Below are 22116 nucleotides of genomic sequence, written 5' to 3'. Positions count from 1 at the left end.
TCACCCCTGAGACCTCTACCCTGACCGGCATGACGACCCCCGAACCCGAGACGACGCCCCCACAGCCCGCCCCGCAGCCCGACCCCGGCGTCGGCGAGCTCGTCGAGCTCGAACGCGCCTCCGTCACCGTCGCCCGCTTCGCCGACTACGCCGGCGCCCAGCAGGCCGTCGACTACCTCTCCGACAACGGCTTCCCGGTCGAGAAGACCGCCATCATCGGCACCGACCTGCGCCTGGTCGAGAACGTCCTCGGCCGCCTCACCATCGGCCGCGCGGCCCTCGCCGGCGTCGCCAGCGGCGCCTGGTTCGGCCTGTTCATCGGCATCCTGTTCACCCTGTTCAGCGACGCGAACTGGGTCGGCATCCTGCTCAGCACGATCCTCATCGGCGCCGTCTGGGGCGCGATCTTCGGCGCCGCCGGCCACGCCCTCACCGGCGGCCGCCGCGACTTCTCGTCCCGCAGCTCCCTGCAGGCCGGCCAGTACGCGGTCACGGTCCAGGCCGAGGCCGCCGAGGAGGCCCGCGTCCTGATCACCCGGCAGAACTGGCGCGCCGCGAACCCGAACAGCTGACCCTCACACCACCGGCGGCGGCGCCTGCATCCGATCGATGATCTTCTGCAGCGCCGCCTCCAGCACCTCCAGCTCCGCCCCGCTCAGATCGGCCAGGGCGTGCTCCGCGAGGGCCCGGCGCGCGGCCTCGATCGGCGCCCGCGCGGCCCGCGCCTTCGCGGTCAGATACAGCCGCACCAGGCGCCGGTCGGCCGGGTCCGGCCGCCGCTCGATCAGCCCGTCGTTCGCCATCCGCGTCGCCGTGTTTACCACCGTCGGCGTCGACACCCCCAGCCGCGCCGCCAGCTCCCCCGGCGCGAGCCCGTCGCGCTCCCACAGCACCTCGAGGACCAGGTTCTGCCCGATCCGGACCCCGTGCGCGCTCATCGCCTCGTCGGCCGCGGCCCGCAGCAGCTTCTGCGCACGGGTCAGCAGCCGGATCACATCAGCCACGCTTGCATGCTAACGAGGTGTCGCCCTATTGTTCGTTAGCACGCTATCGACTGGAGGGCCCGCACCATGATCCTCGTGACCGGCGGCCGTGGCTTCATCGGCACCCACACCACCAACGCCCTGCGCGACCAGGGCGCCGACGTCCTGGCCGCCTCCCGCCCCACCCTCGACTGCACCGACCCGGCGTCCCTGGCCGCGATCGGCCGCGAGCACCCCATCACCACGATCGTCCACCTGGCCGCCGCCCCACTCGCCACCGCCGAGCCCCTCACCGCTCTGGCCCAGAACACAACCGCGGTTTCGCTGGTACTGCGAGCCGCCGCCGGATGGCACACCGAGCGGATCGTCCTGGCCAGCACCATCGGCGTGTACGCGGGCGTCGAGGAGTACCCCTGGCGCGAGGACGCCCCGCTCCCCCTGGCCTCACCGCACCCGATCCCGGCGAGCAAGAAGATCGCCGAGATCCTGGCCCTCGCGAGCGGCCTGAACGTCGTCGTGGCCCGCATCGGCGCCATCTGGGGCCCCGGCGCCCGCGAGACCAGCCCCTTCATCGCCGCCCCCGCGCTGATCCGCGGCACCAGCGCCCCGGTACACGCCGGCGACGGCGCCGACCTGCTCTACGCCCCCGACTGCGGCGCCGCCCTGGCGTTCCTGGCGACCGCCCCGGCCTTGCGGCACCGCGTGTACAACGTCAGCACCGGCCGGCCGACCACGAACGCCGAGTTCGCCGCCGCCCTGGACGGCCCCCGCCCGCCCCTGATCCCCGGCTCGTCGGGCCCCATTCCCTACCTGGACACCACGAGACTGCGATCCGAGGGCTGGCAACCCCGATGGACCCTCCCCCGGGCCGTCGCCGACTACCGGTCCTGGCTCGCCGCCGGCAACGTTCGCTAGCGCCACCCACGCCACACCCCGTAGCGCGTCCTAGGATACTAGGTCATGAGTCCGGGCGCCGGTAGGCTAGGCGGCGATGCCGAAAACCCGCCTTCCTGCCGTCCCGCTCGTGGTGACGAGTCCACGCAGCGGGTGGGTCCCGCACGGCTACCACCTCGACTCCCACGCCCACCGCCACGGCCAGCTCGTCTACGCCGCCGCCGGCGCCCTCGCGACGACGACGGCCCGCGGCACCTGGGTCGCGCCCGCCAACCGCGTCACCTGGACCCCGCCCGGGTTCGCGCACGGCCACCGCTTCTACGGCCGCACCGACGTCCGCCTCGTCACCGTCCCGGCCGCCGAGTGCGCCGCGCTCGTCGCCCACCCGAGCGTCTTCGCCGTCACCCCGCTGCTCCGCGAGGCCCTCCTCGCCCTGACCGACGGCCGCGACGCCGCGACAGACGGCCGCGCACCCCGCCCCGGCGCCCGGGCACGGCTCCGCGCCGTCGTCATCGACGAGCTCGCCGACACCCCCGAGCAGTCGCTGCACCTGCCGGAGCCCGACGACGACCGCCTCCACGCCGTCACCGCGATCCTGCACGACGACCCGGCCCGGAACACGACCCTGGCCGAGCTCGGCCGGGCCGCCGGTGCGAGCGAGCGCACGCTGAGCCGGCTGTTCCACACCGAGCTCGGGATGAGCTTCCACCGCTGGCGCACGATCCTGCGCATCCACCACGCCCTGGTCCACCTCACCGCCGGCCGCTCGGTGACGGAGACCGCGGCGGCGTGCGGCTGGTCCAACCCGTCGAGCTTCATCGACGCGTTCACGGAGGTGGTCGGCCAGACCCCGGGCCGCTACCGGGCCGGCCTGCACTCCTGAAGTTGGCGGCTTTCCGGCATCGCGGCGGCGTTCACCGGTGGGGAATACCCCCGCCGGCCCATCACAGTGACTCCCATGACCTCTGTGGTGATCATCGGAGCCGGGGTGGCCGGCCTGACGCTCGGCAACTTCCTGCAGCGCGGCGGCGTCGCCTGCACAATCCTCGAGAAACGCAGCCGGGGGTACTGCGAGCAGCGCCAACGGGCCGGCACGATCGACAGCCTCGGCGTGCGCATGTACCGCGAGTGGGGCCTCGGTGAGGTGATCGAGGGCGACCCGATCCCGGACGCGGAGGGCGGCTTCTGGATCGACGGACAGGAGCTCGCCCTCGACTTCGGCGACGACCCCGGCGACGATGCCGCGGTCTTCTGCCCGCAGCAGGTCCTGGTCCGCAACCTGACGAACGTGTTCCTCCGCGAGGGCGGCGACCTGCGCTACGAGTGCGGCGACGTGGCGCTGTCCGGCCTGACCACCGACGCCCCGCGGGTGACGTACGGCCACCACACCCTCACCGCCGACTTCGTGGCTGGCTGCGACGGCGACCGCGGCGTCTCCCGCACCGCCATCCCGCCCGGCGTGCTGCGGCGCTACGAGCACGAGTACGGCTACTCCTGGCTCAGCGCCCTGGCCGCCACCCCCACGGCCCCGTCCGGCATGGCCATCCACGAGCGCGGCCTGGCCGGCCTGATCCCGAGAGGCCCGCGGCACACCCGCATCTACCTGCAGACCGCCCCGGCCGACACCACCCGCGACTGGCCCGAATCCCGGATCTGGACCGAACTGGAGGCCCGCTTCGCCCGCCCGGTGGCGCGGGGCCCGCTGCTGGAGTCGAGGCTGATCCCGCTCCGCAGCGTCGTGCACGCCCCGATGCAGTACGGCCGCCTGTACCTGCTGGGCGACGCCGCCCACATCGTCCCCCCGATGAGCGCGAAGGGCATCCACCTGGCCCTGTACGACACGGAGGTCTTCGCCCGGGCGGTCCTCTCCGGCGACAGCGCGAGCCTGGCCGCGTACTCCGACACGTGCCTGCCCCACATCTGGAACTACCAGGCCTTCGCCGCGTGGATCACGGAGACGATGCACAACGCGGGCGACCCCACGTATGCCGGCGAGTTCCGCAAACACCTGGCCCGGGCCGAACTCCAACGCCAGTTCGCCTCCCCCACGGCCGCCAAGCTCTTCGCCGAACTGACCGCCGGCACCAACTGAGCCCCCGACCCGGCCCGCACCGCCTCCCGGTGCGGGCCGGTTCGCCGCTAGGCACTGAGGACGCCACGCTTGCGGTCCTCGAACTCGGCCCCGCTCAACCGCCCCGAGTCCCGCCGCCGGGCCAGATCCCGGATGGCGGCGACCCGCTCAGCCACCGCCTCCGGCGTACCGTCCGCCTCCGAGCGGACCAGGTCGGCCCGCAACACCTCGAACTCCGCCCGGCTCAGCGCCCCGACGCTGCGCAGCTCGTGCAACGCCTTCAACCGCGACCACGGATTGCCACTCCCCGGGCGCCGCGCGGCCCGCAGCACCTCCCGCTTGCGAAACTTGAACTCCGCCCCGCTCATCGCCCCCGACTGCCGCCGCCGCGCCAACTCCCGGACCGCCGCGACCCGTTCGGCCACCACCTCCGCGACACCATCCGCCTCGGCCCGGACCAGCTCGCCGCGCAACACCTCGAACTCCGCCCGGCTCAGCGCCCCGATGTTCCGCAGGTCCTTCAACGCCTTAGCCCGAGACCCCCGGTCGCCACCGCCCGCACCACTGCGCCCCTCGTGCCCGGCCCGCTCCGGCACCACATCGCCGGTCACGTCCACCCGGCCCACCACCGACTCCGGCGCGGCTTCCACCGCGGGACGGGCCAGCGTCGCTTCCACCACCGAACGGGCCGACGTTGCTTCCACCGCAGGACCGGCCGACGTACCGCCCACCGCCGGTTGGTCCGACGCGCCTTCCACGGCCGATCCGCCCGACGTTGCCTCCACCGGCGGACGGGCCGACGAACCGGGCCGCGGAGGACGGACCGACGATCCAGCCCGGGCGGGACCCGCCGAGGAACCGGGCCGCGCAGGCCGCGCAGGCCCACCGGCCCGCGCCGCGACGCTCCGCCCGTCGCTCGCCACCGGCCCCCGCGACCACCGATCGCCGCCCCCACCACCACCGAGCCGCCGCCGCACGAGCTGCGCGACCCCTACGACCCCGACCGCCAGCCCCATCGGCAGGAACGTCCACGCCACGATCACCGCCCCGAGCCGCGCGTCCGGCGGCATCTCCTCCTCCTGGTGCACCATGACCAGCAGCGCCACCCCACCACCGGCGAACCCGAGCACCCACAACAGCTGCCCGACCCCCGGCACGAAGAACGCCCGCGCGCTCACCAGCATCCCCGCCACCCACAGGATCACCCCACCGAAGGCCATCCAGAACAGCGAATCCGCCCCCACCGGACAGGCCCGCGCCACCTCGTACGACCCGCCAGACACACAACCGCCGATGTCGAGCACCCCATGCAGCCCCACCCCCGCCAGCCCGATCCCGGCCACCCCGACCACCAGCCCGGCAACTTCACGCACAACAGTGGACCTCATCCACACCCCCCCGATCACGGTGCCGCCCAGCGTCGCACCGCCCCGCCCACCGACCTGTCCGGAAACCGACTGTCCGACGTTGGCCCACATCTGCCAGTCGGCTGACCCGCCCACGGCGCCACCGGCGCGACGATCAGCACGGCCACGACCACCCAGGAAGGAGCTCCGGACAGTCATGGTCGTGCGGGCAATGGCATGCACGCTGACAACGGCCGCCGGCATGTTCGACCCGTGGCAGCCGGATGCCTTCAGGTTCGCGCCCATCAACATCAACGCTGATGGACCGTTTCGAGTCGTTGCGCAGATCGGCCACGACCAGGGCGACCTGCTCGACGATCGCGACCATCGGCACCGAGCCGCGACCTCCCAGCCGCCCTACCTCCCGCAATCGCAGGGCACCGTCCACTTGGGCGGAAAGGAAGCGATCGGCATGTTCACGGGCACACCTGCCGCCGAAATAGCTCTGGAGCACGGTCGCTACGCGGTCACCGTTCACGTGCACTTCCGGACTTGCTCATCGAGCTAATGCCAGCCCGGAAGTTGGCCCGTGCCGGACGCTGCTCGACACGTTTCACCGGCCGTCAGACTGCATCGAACCTCCGTCACTGTCGCGCCGAGCCAGGCGACGCGGACCTCGCGGCGGCAACCAGCAGCAACCGCGGAATCCGGGGAGACCTCGGTCTTTCGGCGTCATGGGGACGTCGGGAGAGTCCTGATGTGAACGCCGGCGACGAGCCCTCACACGGCGATGCGCCACTCGGGGCGAGCTGCTGTTCGCGGACGGCCGGCCACGACCTGGGTCGGGAACGACGGCGGGCGCGCTCATTCGGAGGCGATGCATCGCGCGGCGTTCGTGATTCTGGCGCAGACAGACGCACGATGCGATGGCGCCGGGACGGGTATCGCGCGCGTCGAGAAGCGTTCGACCGCCGGTCGCTGCGGCTCAGCCGCCGAGAGGGGTCAGGGCGGGGCTCCGGCGGCCGCGATGGGTGTCGCGGCCGCCGGGTGACCAAGGTTGACGCTGGTCACCGCCGCTCAGCGGGCGTGGCGGGGCGGGGTGTCGCTCGAGGTGGCCTCGCCGTCGGCCTCGTGGGCGCCCTCGTCCACCGCGTGGGCCGGGGTGTGGTCGACCGGGGCGGCGATGCCGTCGGCCTCGTGAGCCCCACCGCCGCTCGAGGACGCCGCGCCGAGGTCCGGGGTCGCGACCATCGACGTCGAGCCGCCGTTCGGCGACGGCCGGCCGTCGCCGTCCGGGCCGGTGGCCGCGGCCGCGGCCGCGGTCGAGAACGCCGTCGAGCCGTTGCCGTTCGAAGGAGCGGCGACCGCGCCTCCGGCGGAGCCGGCTGGCAGGGCGGAGCCCTCAGCGGAGCCCGAAGGGCTCGAGGCGGAGCCGGGCGAAGCGGACCCCGGGGCGGCGGAGCCGGCCGCGGCGGCGTCTTCCGCGGCGCGGGCGTCGGCGGCCGACATCGAGCGGAGCGGCACCTCCGGCAGGAACAGGATGACGATCAGGCCGACGACCATGATGCCGGCGGCGACCAGGAAGACGTGGCTCATCGAGTCGGAGAAGCCGACCTTGAACGGGTGTGAGAGGGCGGTGTCGAGCTTCTCCAGGAACGACGTGTCGCTCAGGCCGCCCGACGAGCCGCCCGCCGACGCGGCCTGGATGGCCTGGAGCTGGTCGGGGTGGGCGCGGGCGGCCTGCTGGAAGTCGGGGGTGGCGCCGGCGGCCGTGTACGCGGACTTGATCCGGTCGGGCAGGAGGCTGAACAGGACCGACAGGAAGACGGCCGCGCCCAGGGTGCCGCCCATCGAGCGGAAGAACGTCACCGTGGAGGTGGCGACGCCGATCTCGCGGGGGTTGGCGGCGTTCTGCACGGCGGTGATGACCGGCTGCATGTTGCCGCCGAGGCCGAGGCCCATCAGCGCCATGATGAGCATGGTGCGCCAGAGCGGGGTGTCGGCGCCGATGCGGGAGAGCAGGAAGAGCGCGGCCAGCATCAGGACCGAGCCGATGATCGGGAAGATCCGGTAGCGGCCCGTGCGGGCGATCGTCTGGCCGGACACGATCGAGCCGGTCATGATGCCCAGGACCAGCGGCAGCAGCATCAGGCCGGCCTCGGTCGGGGTGGCGCCCTTCACGATCTGCAGGTACAGCGGCAGCGTCAGCAGCCCGCCGAACATCGCCATGCCCAGGATGAAGCTGCCGATCGACGCCACCGAGAACGTGCGCCCGCGGAACAGCCGCATCGGCAGCAGCGCCTCGTCCTTGTAGGCGGCCTCCGCGACCAGGAACAGCACCAGGCCGACGAACCCGATGCCGTAGCACGCGAGGGACTTCGCGTCGCCCCAGCCCCACTCGCGGCCCTGCTCGGCGACGGTCAGCAGCGGCACCAGGCAGACGATCAGCGCGACGGCGCCGGGCCAGTCGATGCGGTGGTCCTGGCGGCGGTGCGGGATGTGCAGGACGCGCATGACGACGATGAACGCGGCCAGGGCGATCGGCACGTTGATGTAGAAGATCCAGCGCCAGCCGGTGATCCCGAGGATGCTGTCGGCGCCGGCGAAGAAGCCGCCGAGGACGGGGCCGAGGACGCTGGAGGTGCCGAACACCGCCAGGAAGTACCCCTGATATTTGGCTCGTTCCCGGGGTGGGACGACGTCGCCGATGATCGCGAAGGCCAGGGAGAACAGGCCGCCGGCGCCGATGCCCTGGACCGCCCGGAACGACGCCAGCTCGTAGATCGACGTGGCGATCCCGCACAGCACCGAGCCGACGATGAAGATGCCGATCGAGAACAGGATGAACGGCTTGCGCCCGTAGATGTCGGAGAGCTTGCCGTAGAGCGGCGTGGAGATCGTCGAGGTGATCAGGAACGCCGTCGTCGCCCACGCCTGCAGCGAGAAGCCGCCGAGGTCGTCGGCGATCGTGCGCATCGCCGTCGACACGATGGTCTGGTCCAGCGCGGCCAGGAACATCGCCATCATGAGCCCGCCCAGGATCGTGAGGATCTGGCGGTGCGTCAGGGCGGTGCTCTCCCCTGCGGCCGGCGGTGCTGTTGTGCTCAAGGCGTCTCTCCCGTTAGAGCAAGCCGTTTCGATCCGATCGCGTTTCAGAATTCACGCTACTCCTCGATCGCTGCCGGGGCGCGGGGAGCACCGTGAACACACCAGGGACACTAATGATGGGGTACGACAGAAATTGGAGGATCGGACGCGTGGCAGCGACGCTCGTGGTGAAGGATCTCGCGGCCGGGCACGGGGACAAGGCGCTGTTCAGCGGCCTGGACCTGGTCGTGGCGCCCGGCGACGTGATCGGCCTGGTCGGCGTCAACGGGGCCGGCAAGTCCACGCTGCTGCGCACCGTCGCCGGCCTGCTGCCGCGGGAGCACGGTGTCGTCCAGCTCAGCCCGCCCGAGGCGACGATCGGCTACCTCCCGCAGGAGCCGGACCGCCGCCCCGGTGAGACGCTGCGGGCGTTCCTGGCCCGGCGCACCGGTGTGGCCGAGGCGCAGGAGCGGATGGACGCCGCCGCCGAAGCGCTCAGCGACGATCCGGCCACGGCGGACGAGTACAGTGTCGCGCTGGAACGCTGGCTCGCCCTCGGCGGGGCCGACCTGGACGAACGGGCCGCGGAGACGGCGGCCGACCTGGGTCTCGCCGTCGATCTGGACCTCGAGATGACGGCGCTGTCGGGCGGGCAGGCGGCCCGGGCCAACCTCGCCAGCCTGCTGCTGTCCCGCTATGACGTGCTGCTGTGCGACGAGCCGACCAACGATCTGGACCTGGACGGCCTGGCCCGGCTCGAGGCGTTCATGCGGTCGCAGAAGAACAAGAGCGTCGTCGTGGTCAGCCACGACCGGGAGTTCCTGACCCGGACCGCCACCGCGATCCTCGAGCTCGACCTGCACCAGCAGCAGGTGCGCTACTACGGCGGCGGCTACGCGGCCTACCTGGAGGAGCGGGAGATCGCGCGCCGCCACGCCCGGGAGCGCTTCGAGGAGTACGACGACAAGAAGTCCGACCTCGAGGCCCGGGCCCGGATGCAGCGCGCGTGGATGGAGAAAGGCGTCAAGAACGCCCGCCGCAAACAGCCCGACAACGACAAGATCGGCAAGTCGAAGCGGATCGAGTCGACGGAGAAGCAGGCGGCGAAGGCCCGCCAGACGGAGAAGCTCATCGAGCGCCTCGACGTCGTGGAGGAGCCGCGCAAGGAGTGGCAGCTGCGGATGGAGATCGCCGCCGCGCCGCGGGCCGGTGCGGTCGTCGCGACGCTGTCCCAGGCGGTGGTGCGGCGCGGCTCGTTCACCCTCGGCCCCGTCGACCTGCAGATCGACTGGGCCGACCGGGTCGCGATCACCGGCGCGAACGGCTCCGGCAAGACCACGCTGCTCGGTGCGCTGCTGGGCCGCATCCCCCTCGACGAGGGCCGCGCCCATCTCGGCAACGGGGTCGTGGTCGGCGAGGTCGACCAGGCGCGGCGGATGTTCGAGGGCGGGGACGCGCTGCTCGAAGCGTTCCGGCAGGCGGTACCGGAGCAGAATCCGGCCGATGTGCGGACGCTGCTGGCGAAGTTCGGGCTGCGGGCGGGGCATGTGCTGCGGCCGGCGGCGAGTCTGTCGCCGGGCGAACGGACCCGGGCCGCGCTGGCGCTGCTGCAGGGCAAGGGGGTCAACCTGCTGGTCCTCGACGAGCCGTCGAACCACCTCGACCTTGCCGCGATCGAGCAACTGGAGCAGGCCCTGGACGGCTATGCGGGGACGTTGCTGCTGGTGACCCACGACCGGCAGATGCTCGAGGCGGTCCACACCAACCGGCACATCAGCGTCGAGGACGGCCGGGTGACGACGCGGTGACGCTGCCGGAGTTCTGGACCGAACGGCACCTGTGCACGGTCACCACCATCCGTGTCGACAGCACTCCGCACAGTGTCCCCGTCGGCGCGACGTACGACCCGGCGACGGGCCTGGCGCGGATCATCACCAGCGGCCGCTCGCAGAAGGTCCGCAACCTGCTCCACAACCCGAACATCGCGATCTGCCAGATCGACGGCCGCCGCTGGAGCACCCTGGAGGGCATCGCCAGGGTCGAGCGCGACCCGGTGACGGTCCGCGACGCGGAGGAGCGTTACGCCCGCCGGTACAAGGTCCCGAGAGCCAACCCGGACCGCGTCGTCATCCTGGTCACCGTGACGAGGATCCTGGGCACATATAAATAACGCATGGCGATGAGCGAGTACCTCCAGAATCTGCGCAAGCACGTCGGTCACGACCTGGTGCTGCTGCCCGCGGTCTCGGGGGTGATCTTCAACGACGCCGGCGAGCTGCTCCTGGGCCGCCGGTCCGACACCGGCGGCTGGTCGCTCCTGGCGGGCATGGTCGACCCCGGCGAGCAGCCGGCGGACGCGCTGGTCCGTGAGGTGCGCGAGGAGTCCGGCATCGAGATCGCCGTCGAACGCCTCGTGGGCGTCGCACTACACCCCGTGACCTACCCGAACGGCGACCGCTGCGACTACCTCAGCGTGTGGTTCCGCTGCCGGCACGTGTCGGGCGAGGCGGTCGTCAACGACGAGGAGTCCCTCGACATGCGCTGGTTCGCCCCTGACGAGCTGCCGGAGATGGAGGACTTCGCCCGCCTGCGGATCGACTCGACGCTGCGCGACGCCCCCGAGGCCTGGTTCACCGCTCCGGGCGAAACGCATCCGCTGCTCACCGGCCGCCATTCCGTGTAACGAACGAGCCGCCGATCGAGCCAAAAGCCAAGAACGACGAGGCTTCGGATTCCGGGGCCGCTTCGCTCCCGCCCCGGGCAGGGGGCTCCCGCCCCCTGCACCCCTGCGACGCCCCACCCGCAGCCGTCGAGGAACGGCCTGGAACACCCAACGCTTGGACCTTCACCAGCAGCGGGAGGGGCGCACGACATGCCGGCCAGGGCCGAGCAACTGATCGCGGAAGCCAAGCGAACCGGAGAAGCTGGCCCTGCCCGGCACGACGTTGACCGAGGTCGAAGACTGGCTGGGCGACCTGCGGCGATTGACGATGCTGAACCTGTCCGACAACCGTCTGACCGCGCTTCCCGAGCAGGTCGGCGAACTCCGCGCGCTGACACACCTGCAGCTGGACCGCAATCAGCTCAAGCAACTGCCGGACGCGCTGACCACCCTGCCGTCCCTGACCACGCTGGACGTGTCGCGCAACAAACTCACCGCACTGCCGGACCAGCTCGGCAACCTGACCACCCTGACCGAGTTCACCCCCGCGAACAACCGCCTGACCGCCCTACCCGAATCCCTGGGCAACCTGACGGCCTTGACCACGCTCGACGTCTCCCGCAACCGCCTGGCCACCCTCCCGGAGTCGATAGGCGACCTGGAGCACCTCTACCTCCTCGAGGCCGCCAACAACCGCCTGACCGAACTCCCGGACTCGATCGGCCGCCTGACCCGCCTGGGCCGCCTGATCCTGACGAACAACCACCTGACCCACCTACCGGCCACGATCACCGACCTGTCAGCGCTGTCGATGCTGTACCTGTCGGACAACCACCTGACCGCCCTGCCCCCGGCCATGTCCGGCCTGACCCACCTGACCTGGCTCTTCGCCGACGACAACCAGCTCACCGAGGTGCCGCCGGACCTGCGGAACCTGCACCTGACCAGGCTCGACCTGCGCGGCAATGCCATCAGGCACCACCCGGACTGGCTGGCGGCGATCGACCACTGTGCCCTCTGACCCGGTCCGCGGCTCAGCGCCGCCCGAACCAGCGGCGCTTCTTCGCGGGCGGCTGCGCGGACGGCGGCGGCGGGGGTGCTGGTTCGTCGGTGCGGTCCAGCACGTCACGGGCCAGGGACGTCACCTCCGGCACCATGTCGGGGGTGATGAGGGCCAGCGCGGCCAGGGATTCGCGGATCGTCACGACCCGGTCGCGGGACTGCCGCACCGCGGCGGCGAACCGGCGCCCGACCGTGTCGCGGACCTCGCGCCGGCCGGCCGGGTCCAGCCAGGCGGCCACGACCAGGGCGAACAGCGCCGCCTCGGTGGTCCAGTCCTCGACGCCGAACGCGATCGCGGTCAGCAGCTCCCGGGACCGGGTCGTGTCACCGGGCTCGGCCCCGGCGCGGAGCTCTTCGCAGTGCAGGAGGCCCAGGCACGCGTACGTCTGCGCGGCCCGTTCCCAGACGCCGTCCGGCAGCCGCGGGTCGGTCGGGGCCGGCGGGTGGACCAGGAGCGCGACCAGCTCCTCGGCCGGGAGCTGCCCCAGCGGCAGCGCCTGGTCGTAGGCGGCGACGGGGTTGGCCCAGAACGGCGAGACGAGGCCGGCGAGCAGTGCCGAAGCGCGAGCATCCGGCGGGGGTACCGCCGGTGCCGCCGCCATTCCCGAGTAGTGCCACAGGACCCGGCCGTCCGGCCGCTGCGGTGTGACCATGTCCGGTGGGGCGGCGCCTTCGACGGTGAGGGCCAGGCTGGGCAGCTCGCGGTGGACGATGCGCAGCGCGGACGGTACCTCCAGAGCCGAAACGGTCGCCGTGCCGCCCATCGCCCGGTCGTCGCGTGGGATCTGGTGGAGCAGGTTGATGACGGACTCGGCGGGGCCGTTGACGAAGTTCAGCCACGGGCGGCCCTGGCAGGCGGCGTCGAGGTCGTTGTGCTCGTGGCTGTTGACGGGGTGTTCGCGCAGGAAGTCGATGAGGGCGATGAGGTGGCGCACGTCGCCGTCGCGCTGGAAGCGCAGCCGGGCCGCCGTGTGCACGGCGCAGTCGTAGTCGGGTGCGCGGCGGATCGCGGCGTCGAGCAGGTCGAGGGCCTCGTCGGGGCGGCCGGCCTCGGCCAGCCAGTTGGCCATGTCGGCGCACAGGTCGACCTCGTCGGGCTGGGCCGCCCAGGCCTGGCGCATCACCTGCAGGGCCTGGTCGAGGCGGCCGTCGGCCTTGAGGGCGTAGGCGTACCAGACGGCGGTGAGCTTGTCGGGGCGCAGCCGGTAGCCGTGCCCGCCCCACCGCACCGCGTCGGCCAGCACGCCCGGTGCGATCGCGGTGAACCGGCGGGCCAGGCCGGCCGCGGCGCCGTGCAGCAGGGCGTGGCCGGGGTGGGCGACGCAGGCGCGGCGGGCCAGGTCGAGGTACACCTCGTTGGCCCGCGCCACCGCAGGCTCGGCCGGGTCGCCGAGGCCGGACATCACCGCGACGAACAGCCGGGCCAGGTGCTCGGGGTCGAGCCGGCGCGGCTCCAGGGCCCGCACCCAGCTCACGTCGGCCCACGGCTGGGCCGGTTCGAACCGGGTCGCCTGGGCCAGCATCCGCAGCCCGCCGAGCGGGTCGTGGCGGCCCTGCAGGTGCGCGCGGGCGACGACGTTGCCGATGAACGCGGGCTGCTCGACCGGGAACAGCGCGATCGCGCCCTCGTCGCCGGCCCGGGCGGCGATCGCGGCGAGCAGCTCGTGGACCTCGGGCAGGCCGGGCGCGTAGGCGATGGCCCCGGCGACGTGGGCGGCCGTGTGGTCCAGGTCGCCGTCGGCGAGCGCGACGCGGGCCAGGGACAGCTCGCCGTGGGCCTGCGCGATCAGGTCGGCGTGCTGTTCGTCGGTCACTGCCTGAGCGTATTGCGTTTGGTGCCCTTGCCGTGACCCGCCCCGTGCGCCCGGTTGCGGGAGTCGACGTTCGCGGTCATGGCCGCGAGGACCGCCGGCAGGCCCTCGACGGTCGCCGCGTCGAGACCCGCGACCGTCTCGTCGGCCAGGTCGCACCACAGCGCTTTGACCGCGGTGGCCAGCTCCCGGCCGGTGTCGGTGAGCGCGACGACGGTGGCCCGCTTGTCGGCCGGCGCGGGGGTGCGGCGGATGTGCCCGGACGCCTCGAGCTTCTTCACCATCAGCGTGACGCTCGGCGGTTCGCAGCCGAGGGCGTCGCTGAGCTGGGCCTGGATGCGCGGGCCGGTGCGGTCGAGCTCGAGCAGCAGCGCCTCCTGGCCGGTGTGCAGGCCGAGCGGGGCCAGCAGCGCGGCGGCCCGGGCCCGGTGGCGCAGGCTCAGCAGCCGGATGGCCTGGTTGAGCGCGTCGGCTTCGGCGAAGTCCACAGCGGCCCCTTCGATCGTCGCGGGCTTGACAGAGATAGTTACGCGCATAACGTTATGTGCATAACTAATTCTACACGAGGAGCCCTGACGTGCCGAGAACCGCCGGACCGTTCCTGCCGCTAGTTCTGCCGCTCGTGTGCGCGAGCCAGTTCATGGTCATCCTGGACGCGTCGATCGTGAACGTGGCGCTGCCGTCGATCCGGGCCGAGCTCGGCCTCAGCCCGACCGGTCTGGCCTGGGTCGTCGACGCGTACCTGCTGACGTTCGCCGGCTGCCTGCTGCTCGGCGGGCGGCTCGCCGACCTGCTCGGCCACCGCCGCTCGCTCGCCGCGGGCCTGCTGCTGTTCGCCGCGGCCAGCCTGGCCGCCGGCCTCGCACCGGACGCGGCGGTCCTGGTCGGCGCCCGAGCGGTGCAGGGCCTCGGCGCCGCCCTGCTCGCCCCGGCCACCCTCGCCGTCATCAACACGACGTTCACCGAACCGGCCGCCCGGGCGCGGGCGTTCGGCGCCTGGTCCGCGTCCGGCGGGGTCGGCGGCATGGCCGGTGCGCTCGCCGGCGGGGCCATCACCACCGGCCTGTCGTGGCGCTGGGTGTTCCTCATCAACGTCCCGATCGGCGCCGTCCTCATCGCCGCCGCCCTCGCCGCCCTGCCCCGCGGCGCACTGTCCCGGCCCCGCCTCGACCTCCTCGGCGCCCTCACCGGCACCGCGGGCCTGGCCCTGCTCAGCTACGGCGTCATGCGCGGCGGCCAGATCTGGACGATCGCGGCCGGCGCGCTGCTCCTCGCCGTGTTCGCGCGCGTCGACCGGCGGCTGTTCACCCGCCGCGCCACCACCGCGGCCGGCGCGATGCTGCTCATCTTCGGGGCCCTCGCCATCGGCCTGTGGTACTTCTCCGCCCTGCTGCTGCAGAACGTCCTCGGGTTCAGCGCGCTGGCGGCCGGCCTCGGCCAGACCCCGGCGGCCGTGCTCTTCCTGGCGGTCGCGCGGGTCGCCGCGGTACTGCTGCCACGCACCGGCCCCCGCCCGCCGGTCCTGGCCGGGGCGCTGTGTTTCGTCGCCGGATTCCTGTGGCTCGCCGCCGCCGGCGGCGGGTACTGGACCGCGGTCCTCGGGCCGACGCTGATCGTCGCCACCGGCATCGGCCTCACGTTCCCGACGCTCATGGCGGCGGCGACGGCCGGAGTCCCGCCGCGCGACGCCGGCACCGCGGGCGGCCTCGCCAGCACCGCCGCCCAGGCCGGCTCCTCGATCGGCCTCGCGGTCCTCGCCACGGTGGGGGCGTTCGACCGGGTCTTCCTCATCGCCGCGGGCCTCGGCCTGCTACTGGCAGTGCTGAGCCCACTACTCCCACGGCATGTCGAATGACGTCGCCAGCCGCCGCCCTCGATGCACGGTATGTTGCCCGGCATGAGCGAAGTCACGGCGCCGCCACCGGCCCGGCCGTTACGGGAACTGCTGCCCCACCTCATCTGGGAGGCCGTCCTCCTCGTCGCCGCGGCCGGCGTCGTGCTCTCGCTGTACAACCGGGCCGAACCGCTGTTCACCAGCGGCGGCTACTGGCTGTCCTTCGCGTCCCTGGGCTTCGCCACCGCCGGCATGTCGCTGTCGCTGCGCACCGGCACCCCCAACCTGGCGATCGGCCCCCTCGCCCTGCTCGCCTCCTACATCTACGCCGACAGCGGCAGCATGGCCGCCGGCATCGCCACGGCCGCCGGCATAGGCCTGGTCCTGGCCGCACTGGTCGCCCTCACGACCATGCCCGGCTGGGCCGTGACGCTGATGGGCGGCCTCATCGCCCAGGCCATCGTCCTCGGCGCCAGCGACGCGCAGACAACCGTCCTCAAGGACCGCCCCCAGACCTACTGGACGTGGGGCGTCGCCTTCATCGTCATCTCCATCGCCGGCGGCGCCGTCTTCGCCATCCCCGCCGTGCGCCGCTTCCTGTCCGCCAACCGCCCCGCCGGCGGCGAGGCCGGCGCGTTCACCGGCCCCAAGCTCGTCGGCGCACTGGTCGGCGTGTTCGGCTCCAGCGTCGCCGCCGGCTTCGCGGGCGTCATCCTGACCATCGCCCTGCAGGCGGCGACCCCGGTCGACAACGGCTTCACCCTGGCCGCCCTCGCCGCCGCCCTCCTGGCCGGCGTGAGCCCGTTCGGCCGGCGAGCGGGCATCCTGGGCGTCGTCCTGGCCGTAGCCATCCTGGACGGCATGCGCCGCTGGGTCACCTTGTGGAACGGCGCGTTCTGGGTGACCCTCCTGGTCGAGGCCGGCTTCGGCCTGCTGGGGCTCCTCGTGGTGTGGCTCTTCGAACTCATCGGCCGCCGAGCCTCACCCCTGGTCACCACCCCCGCAACCCCCCTCCACGCCACCCCGCACGCCACCCCGCCGTCCCCGTCCCAGTTCCCGCCGCCCGGCGCACTCCCTCCCGGCTACCCGCCGCCAGCCGCACCACCCCTAGGCACCCCGCCGCCATACCAGCCCGCACCACCGGCCGCGGCCTACCCGGCCCAGCCCACGTACCCAGCCCAGCCCGCATACCCGGGCCAAGCCACGTACCCGGGCCAGCCGCCGACCTCCGCTCCGCCGGCGTCGGCCCCGCCAGCGCAGCCCGGGTACGCTCCGCCGTCTTCCGCTCCACCGGCGCAGCCCGCGTATGGGCCGCCGACTTCCGCTCCGCCGAGCACGGCGCCTCCTGCCGCTGCCGCGCCCGCACCGCCCGCCTCCGCACCGCCCGCCTCCAGTCCGCCCGCCTCCGGTCCGCCAGCCCCGATTCCGCCGCTGCCGGGCACTCCGCCGCCCCAATCGAGCGGTCCGAACTGGCCTCCCGCGCAGTAGACGGCCGCCGGCGGGCCGGATTGCCGCCGGGGCCAACACCCGTCCGTTCCGCTCCCTCGAGGCGGCGCTCGCACCGAGGGAGCGTTTGCGGTGCGCTCCCCACGGCGCCATCGAGCGGACCGGACCGGCGTCCGGTTCAGGAGGCCGTGCGCTGCGCTTGCTCGTGGTCGCGGTGGTCGGCGGCGTCATGTTCGCACTCTCCGCGGCGGCTGTGGCCGGACTGCTGTACGCCGTCCTGAGTCGCGTGTGACTGCCCGCGCTGCATACCGGGCGGCCTGCGACTGGCGTCACCCTTGTCGGAGCACTCGTCGGAGCCGTGGCGTTCGGCCTGCGGGCCTGCGGGGTGTTCGTCGCCAAGGTCGCCGGCGTGGCCCTGCGCCGGAGCCTCCAGAACGACGACCAGCGCCACCTCGTCGACCGCGACGCCGAAGCGCCGACCACTGCCGCGACGGTCGGCACCGAGGCCATGCCCAGGATCTTCTCGTCCGGCGGGACGGAAGCGTCTCTGGAGGGTCGCGTCCACGCGTTCGCCGCGCTCGGTGGTGTCCCCACCGGCCGCATCCGCTGCGACAAACTTGCGGGCTGAGCGCGAACGCGCTGACAGTCGACGCGGCGCGGAGCTCCTTGTCCAGGGTCCGGCCCGCATGCGGACAGCAGGCGTCCGAGCGATCGCATCCGACGACGCATGCTCCGGCTCCACCAAGACCCTCGGCGACCCGCGGCCCCGGGCCACAGATCGTCGACCGGATCACCTTCGGCGGCAACATCGCCGGCGGACCCGGCTGGATGATCGTCCGGTGTTGAGCCGCGCGCTCGACCGAGACCCTCGGCGACCCGCGGCCCTGGGCCACAGATCGTCGACCGGATCACCTTCGGCGGCAACATCGCCGGCGGACCCGGCTGGATGATCGTCCGGTGTTGAGCCGCGCGGCGGATGGGTGCGCTGCGGTTCATGCCGTGTGCGTGGTGCCGGACGTGGGCGTCGGGCTGGCTGTGGTTGAGCGGCCGGGTCCGTCGGCGGGTCGGGGCGGTGGTTCGAAGCCGCGGTCGGGTGCGAGCGGCGGCGGCGTTCGGGGGCGGCGGTCCTGTGTGCCAGGAAGCGACGCAAGGCCCTCGACACGAGGGCCGGATCGCACGAAGCCGGCCGGCTCTCCGCGACGGGCGATGGGGTGGTGGCGTGGTGGAGTGGTGGGTGGGCATGAAAAAGGGCCGGGTGTTGACCGGCCCTGTTTTCACGCGTTCGCTTTACCAATAGTGGCGGCGGCCCGCGATGGGGCGGCCGACGGCGCCGAGGATCCACAGGACCGCACCGACGATGAGCAGGACGATCCCGATCGTCTCGATGATGCCGACGTGCAGGAACAGGCCGACGAGGAACAGGATCAAGCCAAGGACGATCATTGTGAGCTCCCGGTAGGAGTGGGGGGACCGATCTACGTTGATGTAGGTACCCCCACGACCGCGGTCGCCAAACGTCATTTCACCCGCGCCGGCCGCGGCGGGCCCGGATGTAGTCGGAGATCACATAGCGGCCCAGGTCGTCGGCGTCGGGGGTGAAGACCCGGCCGCCGTTGCGGCGGGCCACCGCGTCGACGAATCGGCGCAGGCCAGGGTCCTCGCCGAGCATGAAGACGTTGAGCACCGCCCCGTAGCGGGTGAGCTGGTCGACCTCGTGCACGGTGGCGCGGACGGTCTCGCGGGTCGACGGCCACATGAAGTATGAGCTGCCGTCGTCCAGCAGGTGCGCGGTCGGCTCGCCGTCGGTGACGACCAGCACGACCGGGTCCGAGGCCGGGTGGCGGCGCAGGTGCCGGGCCGCCAGCTTCAGGGCGTGCTGCAGGTTGGTGCCCTGCACCATGTCCGGCTCGACGGCGGCCAGCTGCTCCTGGGACAGTGTCGAGGCGTAGCGGCCGAAGCCGATGATCTGCAGCGCGTCCTGCGGGAACCTGGTCGCGACCAGGTGCGACAGGGCCAGCGCGGCCTGTTTCATCGGGCCCCAGCGGCCGTCGGCCATCATCGAGAACGACAGGTCGACGCAGAGCGCGACCGCGGCCGACACCCGGCGTTCGGTCTCGGCGATCTCGAAGTCCTCGACGTCGAGGCCGATCGGCAGGACCGCCGCTCCCCCGGTCGCCTGGCGGCGCACCGCGTTGCCGATGGTGCGCACGACGTCGAGCGACTGCTCGTCACCGTACTGCCAGCGGCGCGACGCCCCCGTCAGTTCACCGGCCGCACCCGCGTCCCGCAGGTCGTGCTGACCCTGGCGACCGGCGTGCAACTGGGCGAAGACCGTCCTCAGGGCAGTACCCCCGAGGCGTCTCAAGGCTTTTGGACTCAAGGTGAGACCGTCGGCTCCCCGGGTGACCCAGCCCTGCCGGCGCAGCTGCTGCTCCAGCTCCCGCAGCCGCCGCACGTCGTCGGCCGCGGCCCGGCCGAGCTGGCGTTCGACCGCCTCCACGTCGACGTCGTCGAGGGTCGCGCCGGGGTGTTCCTGGCCGAGCTGGTCGAGCAGGTCGTCGAGGTCGCCGATCTCTTCCAGGGCACCGGCGGCGTCGCCGTAGCCGAGGTCGTTCTCGCCGCGGACCCGTTCGCCCCGGCCCCAGTTGAGGTTGGGGCGCAGCGCCCGCAGGTTGTCGGTGAGCTGGGCGAACTCGCCGGCCATGTCGCCCAGCGACTGCGCCATGAGGTCCTGCAGCTCGGCGCGCTGCTGCGGGGTGAGGGAGCGCATGAGCCGTTCGCCGGCGGCGGCCCGCCGGGCGAGGGCGTCGATGAGCTCGTCGACGTTGGCCGGCTTCTCGGGGAAGAAGTCGCCGTGGCGGTTCATGAACTCGGCGAACGCGTCGTCGGTGTTCTCGCCGCGGGCGTGCTTCGCGAGGAGGCCGTTGAGGTCCTGCAGCATCTCGCGCATCGCGGCCTGGGCCTCGGGGTCGCGCAGGGCCTGCTGCATGCCCTGGAAGCGCTGCTCGACGACCTCCTGCCGGAGCTGGTCGAGGATTTGCGAGTATATTTCCCGCGCCTCCGGAGATGTCCAGTTATATTCCGACAATTCGGAAACCGCCCGCGCCGTCGACCGCGGCAGAGCGTCGAGCTGCGCTTCCGCGAAGCGGGCGTCGTCGGTGTCGAGGCGAGCCAAGGCGTCGCGCTCCTGAGCAAGGGCTTGATCGAGCAGCTGCGTCGCCCGGGTCACCGCCCCGTCGAGCTGGCCGCGGCGCATGGCCTCGCGGCGCATCCGCCGGGCCCGGGCCAGGAGATCGTCGAGGCCGCGACCGTTCTGCGGACCGCGGCGCAGCAGGTTGCGCAGAGCGTCGCGCAGGCTGCCGCCCTCGAGGACCTCCTGCCCGACCTGGTCGACCGCGGCCCGCACGTCGTAGGGCGGGGCGAGCGGGTCCGGCCCGCCCCGCCACGCCCCGTAGCGGAACCTGTTGTTGCGCACGATCAGCCTCCGTAGACGGTGCGGCCGTCGTCGGTGAGGTCCTTCGACAGCCGCCGGGTCAGGTGCAGCCCCTCCAGGGCGAACTCGACGCCCGCGGCGGCCTCGCCGCGGCTGGGCGCGTCGCCGAGCCCGAGCCGGTCCAGGACCTTGGCCAGGCCCGGGACGGTGCCGACCTGGCGCAGGATCTCGTCGGCCCCGGCCAGCTCGCCCGTCTCGACGACCTGCCCCTCGGCGACGAGGTCGGTGAACCCGGACAGGTCCAGCCCGGCCAGGCGGGCCCGGAACGTCTCCGCGGTCGCGGTCCGCAGCAGGTGGGCCAGGATCTCGACCTCGCGGCCCTCCTCGCCGCTGTCGAACTCGACCTTGCCCCGCAGCGTCGACGTCACCGACTCGGTGTCGCCGATCCGGGCCACCGGCCGGTCCTCGCGCAGCAGCCCGGCCCGGCGCAGCGCCGAGGCGGACACGGTCTCGGCGGCCGCGATCGCGAACCGGGCCGACACACCCGAGCGGGCGTCGACGGACGGGGACTCGCGCACGGCCCGGGTGAACCGGGCCAGGACCTCGATGACGTGGTCGGGCACCTGGGCGACGAGCTGGGCCTCCTGGCGCACCAGGTCCATCTCCAGCTCCAGGTCGAGCGGGTAGTGGGTGCGGATCTCGGCCCCGAACCGGTCCTTGAGCGGCGTGATGATCCGCCCGCGGTTGGTGTAGTCCTCGGGGTTGGCACTGGCCACGAGCAGGATGTCGAGGGGCAGGCGCAGGTTGTATCCGCGGACCTGGATGTCGCGCTCCTCGAGCACGTTGAGCAGCGACACCTGGATCCGCTCGGCCAGGTCGGGCAGCTCGTTGACGGCGAAGATGCCGCGGTTGGTGCGCGGGACGAGTCCGAAGTGGATGGTCTCGGGGTCGCCGAGCGTCCGCCCCTGCGCGACCCGGATCGGGTCGACGTCGCCGATGAGGTCGCCGACGCTGGTGTCGGGGGTGGCGAGCTTCTCGCCGTAGCGCACCGACCGGTGCACCCACTCGACCGGCAGCGCCTCGCCGGCCTCGGCCGCCAGGCGGCGCGACGCGGGCGTGATCGGCTCGTAGGGGTGCTCGTTGAGCTCGGACCCGGCGATGATCGGCGTCCACTCGTCGAGCAGGGAGATCAGGCCGCGGATGACCCGGGTCTTGCCCTGCCCGCGCTCGCCGAGGAGCACCACGTCATGGCCGGCCAGGATGGCCCGCTCGAGCTCGGGCAGGACGGTGTCGTCGTAGCCGACGATGCCGGGGAAGCGCGGCTCGCCGGAGCGCAGCCGGTCGAGGAGGTTCTCGCGGAGCTCCTCCTTGACGGTGCGGAACCGGTGTCCGCTCGCCCGGAGCTCGCCTGCCGTGCGGGGAAGGTCAAGGGGCTGGTCTGGCGTCACTGTCACATTTTCCGACCTTAGCGCGGATCATCAGGTTTC

General features: G+C 72.8%; 20 protein-coding genes. 12 read left to right on the top strand and 8 right to left on the bottom strand.

Translation table 11 applies throughout. The features are described 5' to 3' along the window. The first annotated feature begins 29 nt into the window (after positions 1 to 29). A complete protein-coding gene (locus tag ACIA8L_RS09220) occupies positions 30 to 572 on the top strand; it encodes a general stress protein (RefSeq protein WP_395902214.1) in 543 nt (180 codons plus the stop codon). A 3-nt stretch (positions 573 to 575) separates the two neighbouring features. Here ACIA8L_RS09220 and ACIA8L_RS09215 read toward each other — a convergent pair whose 3' ends face one another. Beyond that, positions 576 to 1004 carry a MarR family winged helix-turn-helix transcriptional regulator gene (locus tag ACIA8L_RS09215; RefSeq protein WP_395902212.1) on the bottom strand — a complete coding sequence of 143 codons (429 nt, stop codon included), beginning with the start codon at positions 1002 to 1004 and terminating at the stop codon, positions 576 to 578. A 75-nt stretch (positions 1005 to 1079) separates the two neighbouring features. Between ACIA8L_RS09215 and ACIA8L_RS09210 the strand changes: the two genes are divergently transcribed. The 3 genes from ACIA8L_RS09210 to ACIA8L_RS09200 all read left to right on the top strand — a co-directional run bounded on the left by ACIA8L_RS09210 (position 1080) and on the right by ACIA8L_RS09200 (position 3969). Beyond that, a complete protein-coding gene (locus ACIA8L_RS09210; RefSeq protein ID WP_395902210.1) occupies positions 1080 to 1898 on the top strand; it encodes an NAD-dependent epimerase/dehydratase family protein in 819 nt (272 codons plus the stop codon). Between the two features lie 76 nt (positions 1899 to 1974). Next, positions 1975 to 2760, top strand: a complete 786-nt coding sequence (locus ACIA8L_RS09205; RefSeq protein ID WP_395902208.1) for a helix-turn-helix domain-containing protein — start codon at positions 1975 to 1977, stop codon at positions 2758 to 2760. Positions 2761 to 2835: 75 nt separating this feature from the next. Further along, positions 2836 to 3969, top strand: coding sequence for a 4-hydroxybenzoate 3-monooxygenase (locus ACIA8L_RS09200; RefSeq protein WP_395902206.1), 1134 nt, complete (start codon positions 2836 to 2838; stop codon positions 3967 to 3969). A 47-nt stretch (positions 3970 to 4016) separates the two neighbouring features. Here the strand turns inward: ACIA8L_RS09200 and ACIA8L_RS09195 are convergent, their stop codons facing one another. Beyond that, entirely contained in the window at positions 4017 to 5321 is a 1305-nt protein-coding gene (locus ACIA8L_RS09195) for a hypothetical protein (RefSeq protein WP_395902204.1), read from the bottom strand. A 190-nt stretch (positions 5322 to 5511) separates the two neighbouring features. Between ACIA8L_RS09195 and ACIA8L_RS09190 the strand changes: the two genes are divergently transcribed. Beyond that, positions 5512 to 5862 (top strand): hypothetical protein, encoded by a 351-nt coding sequence (locus ACIA8L_RS09190; protein ID WP_395902202.1) that lies wholly within the window; start codon positions 5512 to 5514, stop codon positions 5860 to 5862. A 509-nt stretch (positions 5863 to 6371) separates the two neighbouring features. Here ACIA8L_RS09190 and ACIA8L_RS09185 read toward each other — a convergent pair. Then, positions 6372 to 8402, bottom strand: coding sequence for an MDR family MFS transporter (locus ACIA8L_RS09185; RefSeq protein ID WP_395902200.1), 2031 nt, complete (start codon positions 8400 to 8402; stop codon positions 6372 to 6374). A 149-nt stretch (positions 8403 to 8551) separates the two neighbouring features. Between ACIA8L_RS09185 and ACIA8L_RS09180 the strand changes: the two genes are divergently transcribed. From ACIA8L_RS09180 to ACIA8L_RS09165, 4 genes are all read left to right on the top strand, one after another. Further along, positions 8552 to 10189, top strand: coding sequence for an ABC-F family ATP-binding cassette domain-containing protein (locus tag ACIA8L_RS09180; protein WP_395902198.1), 1638 nt, complete (start codon positions 8552 to 8554; stop codon positions 10187 to 10189). Then, positions 10186 to 10551: a pyridoxamine 5'-phosphate oxidase family protein gene (locus ACIA8L_RS09175; RefSeq protein ID WP_395902196.1), complete on the top strand. Its 366-nt coding sequence runs from the start codon at positions 10186 to 10188 to the stop codon at positions 10549 to 10551. Before ACIA8L_RS09180 ends, ACIA8L_RS09175 begins: the two co-directional genes overlap by 4 nt. A gap of 3 nt (positions 10552 to 10554) precedes the next feature. Beyond that, positions 10555 to 11064 carry an NUDIX hydrolase gene (locus tag ACIA8L_RS09170; protein WP_395902194.1) on the top strand — a complete coding sequence of 170 codons (510 nt, stop codon included), beginning with the start codon at positions 10555 to 10557 and terminating at the stop codon, positions 11062 to 11064. Between the two features lie 241 nt (positions 11065 to 11305). Continuing rightward, positions 11306 to 12064, top strand: coding sequence for a leucine-rich repeat domain-containing protein (locus ACIA8L_RS09165; RefSeq protein ID WP_395904162.1), 759 nt, complete (start codon positions 11306 to 11308; stop codon positions 12062 to 12064). 13 nt (positions 12065 to 12077) lie between these two features. On the opposite strand, the gene ACIA8L_RS09160 is transcribed toward ACIA8L_RS09165, so the two are convergent. Both ACIA8L_RS09160 and ACIA8L_RS09155 read right to left on the bottom strand, forming a co-directional pair. Continuing rightward, a complete protein-coding gene (locus tag ACIA8L_RS09160) occupies positions 12078 to 13919 on the bottom strand; it encodes a tetratricopeptide repeat protein (RefSeq protein ID WP_395902192.1) in 1842 nt (613 codons plus the stop codon). After that, the gene (locus tag ACIA8L_RS09155; RefSeq protein WP_395902190.1) at positions 13916 to 14404 is read right to left on the bottom strand and encodes a MarR family winged helix-turn-helix transcriptional regulator; all 489 of its coding nucleotides are present in this window, start codon (positions 14402 to 14404) and stop codon (positions 13916 to 13918) included. The genes ACIA8L_RS09160 and ACIA8L_RS09155 overlap by 4 nt, the downstream gene beginning before the upstream one ends. 89 nt (positions 14405 to 14493) lie before the next feature. Here ACIA8L_RS09155 and ACIA8L_RS09150 point away from each other — a divergent pair, with 89 nt between their 5' ends. The 3 genes from ACIA8L_RS09150 (at position 14494) to ACIA8L_RS09140 (ending at position 17824) form a co-directional block, all read left to right on the top strand. Then, a complete protein-coding gene (locus ACIA8L_RS09150) occupies positions 14494 to 15771 on the top strand; it encodes an MFS transporter (protein ID WP_395902188.1) in 1278 nt (425 codons plus the stop codon). A 42-nt stretch (positions 15772 to 15813) separates the two neighbouring features. Continuing rightward, on the top strand, positions 15814 to 17238 hold the full coding sequence (locus ACIA8L_RS09145; protein WP_395902186.1) for a hypothetical protein: 1425 nt from the start codon (positions 15814 to 15816) through the stop codon (positions 17236 to 17238). Between the two features lie 316 nt (positions 17239 to 17554). Further along, positions 17555 to 17824 carry a hypothetical protein gene (locus ACIA8L_RS09140; RefSeq protein WP_395902184.1) on the top strand — a complete coding sequence of 90 codons (270 nt, stop codon included), beginning with the start codon at positions 17555 to 17557 and terminating at the stop codon, positions 17822 to 17824. Between the two features lie 659 nt (positions 17825 to 18483). Here ACIA8L_RS09140 and ACIA8L_RS09135 read toward each other — a convergent pair. The 3 genes from ACIA8L_RS09135 to ACIA8L_RS09125 all read right to left on the bottom strand — a co-directional run bounded on the left by ACIA8L_RS09135 (position 18484) and on the right by ACIA8L_RS09125 (position 22083). Then, positions 18484 to 18639, bottom strand: a complete 156-nt coding sequence (locus ACIA8L_RS09135; protein WP_223092164.1) for a DUF6131 family protein — start codon at positions 18637 to 18639, stop codon at positions 18484 to 18486. Positions 18640 to 18718: 79 nt separating this feature from the next. Next, entirely contained in the window at positions 18719 to 20671 is a 1953-nt protein-coding gene (locus ACIA8L_RS09130) for a VWA domain-containing protein (RefSeq protein ID WP_395902182.1), read from the bottom strand. A 2-nt stretch (positions 20672 to 20673) separates the two neighbouring features. Then, a complete protein-coding gene (locus ACIA8L_RS09125; RefSeq protein WP_395902180.1) occupies positions 20674 to 22083 on the bottom strand; it encodes a sigma 54-interacting transcriptional regulator in 1410 nt (469 codons plus the stop codon). Positions 22084 to 22116 lie beyond the last annotated feature (33 nt).

Source organism: Dactylosporangium sp. NPDC051541 (genome assembly GCF_044454505.1).
Lineage (GTDB): Bacteria > Actinomycetota > Actinomycetes > Mycobacteriales > Micromonosporaceae > Dactylosporangium.
The sequence above is the reverse complement of the archived record's forward strand: the minus strand, read 5'-3'. Positions and strand labels throughout refer to the sequence as shown.

Bases quoted from the DNA above. Each gene is read 5' to 3' on its own strand.
- ACIA8L_RS09220 (WP_395902214.1), top strand. From the start codon at position 30: ATGACGACCCCCGAACCCGAGACGACGCCCCCACAGCCCGCCCCGCAG.
- ACIA8L_RS09205 (WP_395902208.1), top strand. From the start codon at position 1,975: ATGCCGAAAACCCGCCTTCCTGCCGTCCCGCTCGTGGTGACGAGTCCA.
- ACIA8L_RS09200 (WP_395902206.1), top strand. From the start codon at position 2,836: ATGACCTCTGTGGTGATCATCGGAGCCGGGGTGGCCGGCCTGACGCTC.
- ACIA8L_RS09190 (WP_395902202.1), top strand. From the start codon at position 5,512: ATGGTCGTGCGGGCAATGGCATGCACGCTGACAACGGCCGCCGGCATG.
- ACIA8L_RS09170 (WP_395902194.1), top strand. From the start codon at position 10,555: ATGGCGATGAGCGAGTACCTCCAGAATCTGCGCAAGCACGTCGGTCAC.
- ACIA8L_RS09145 (WP_395902186.1), top strand. From the start codon at position 15,814: ATGAGCGAAGTCACGGCGCCGCCACCGGCCCGGCCGTTACGGGAACTG.
- ACIA8L_RS09135 (WP_223092164.1), bottom strand. From the start codon at position 18,639: ATGATCGTCCTTGGCTTGATCCTGTTCCTCGTCGGCCTGTTCCTGCAC.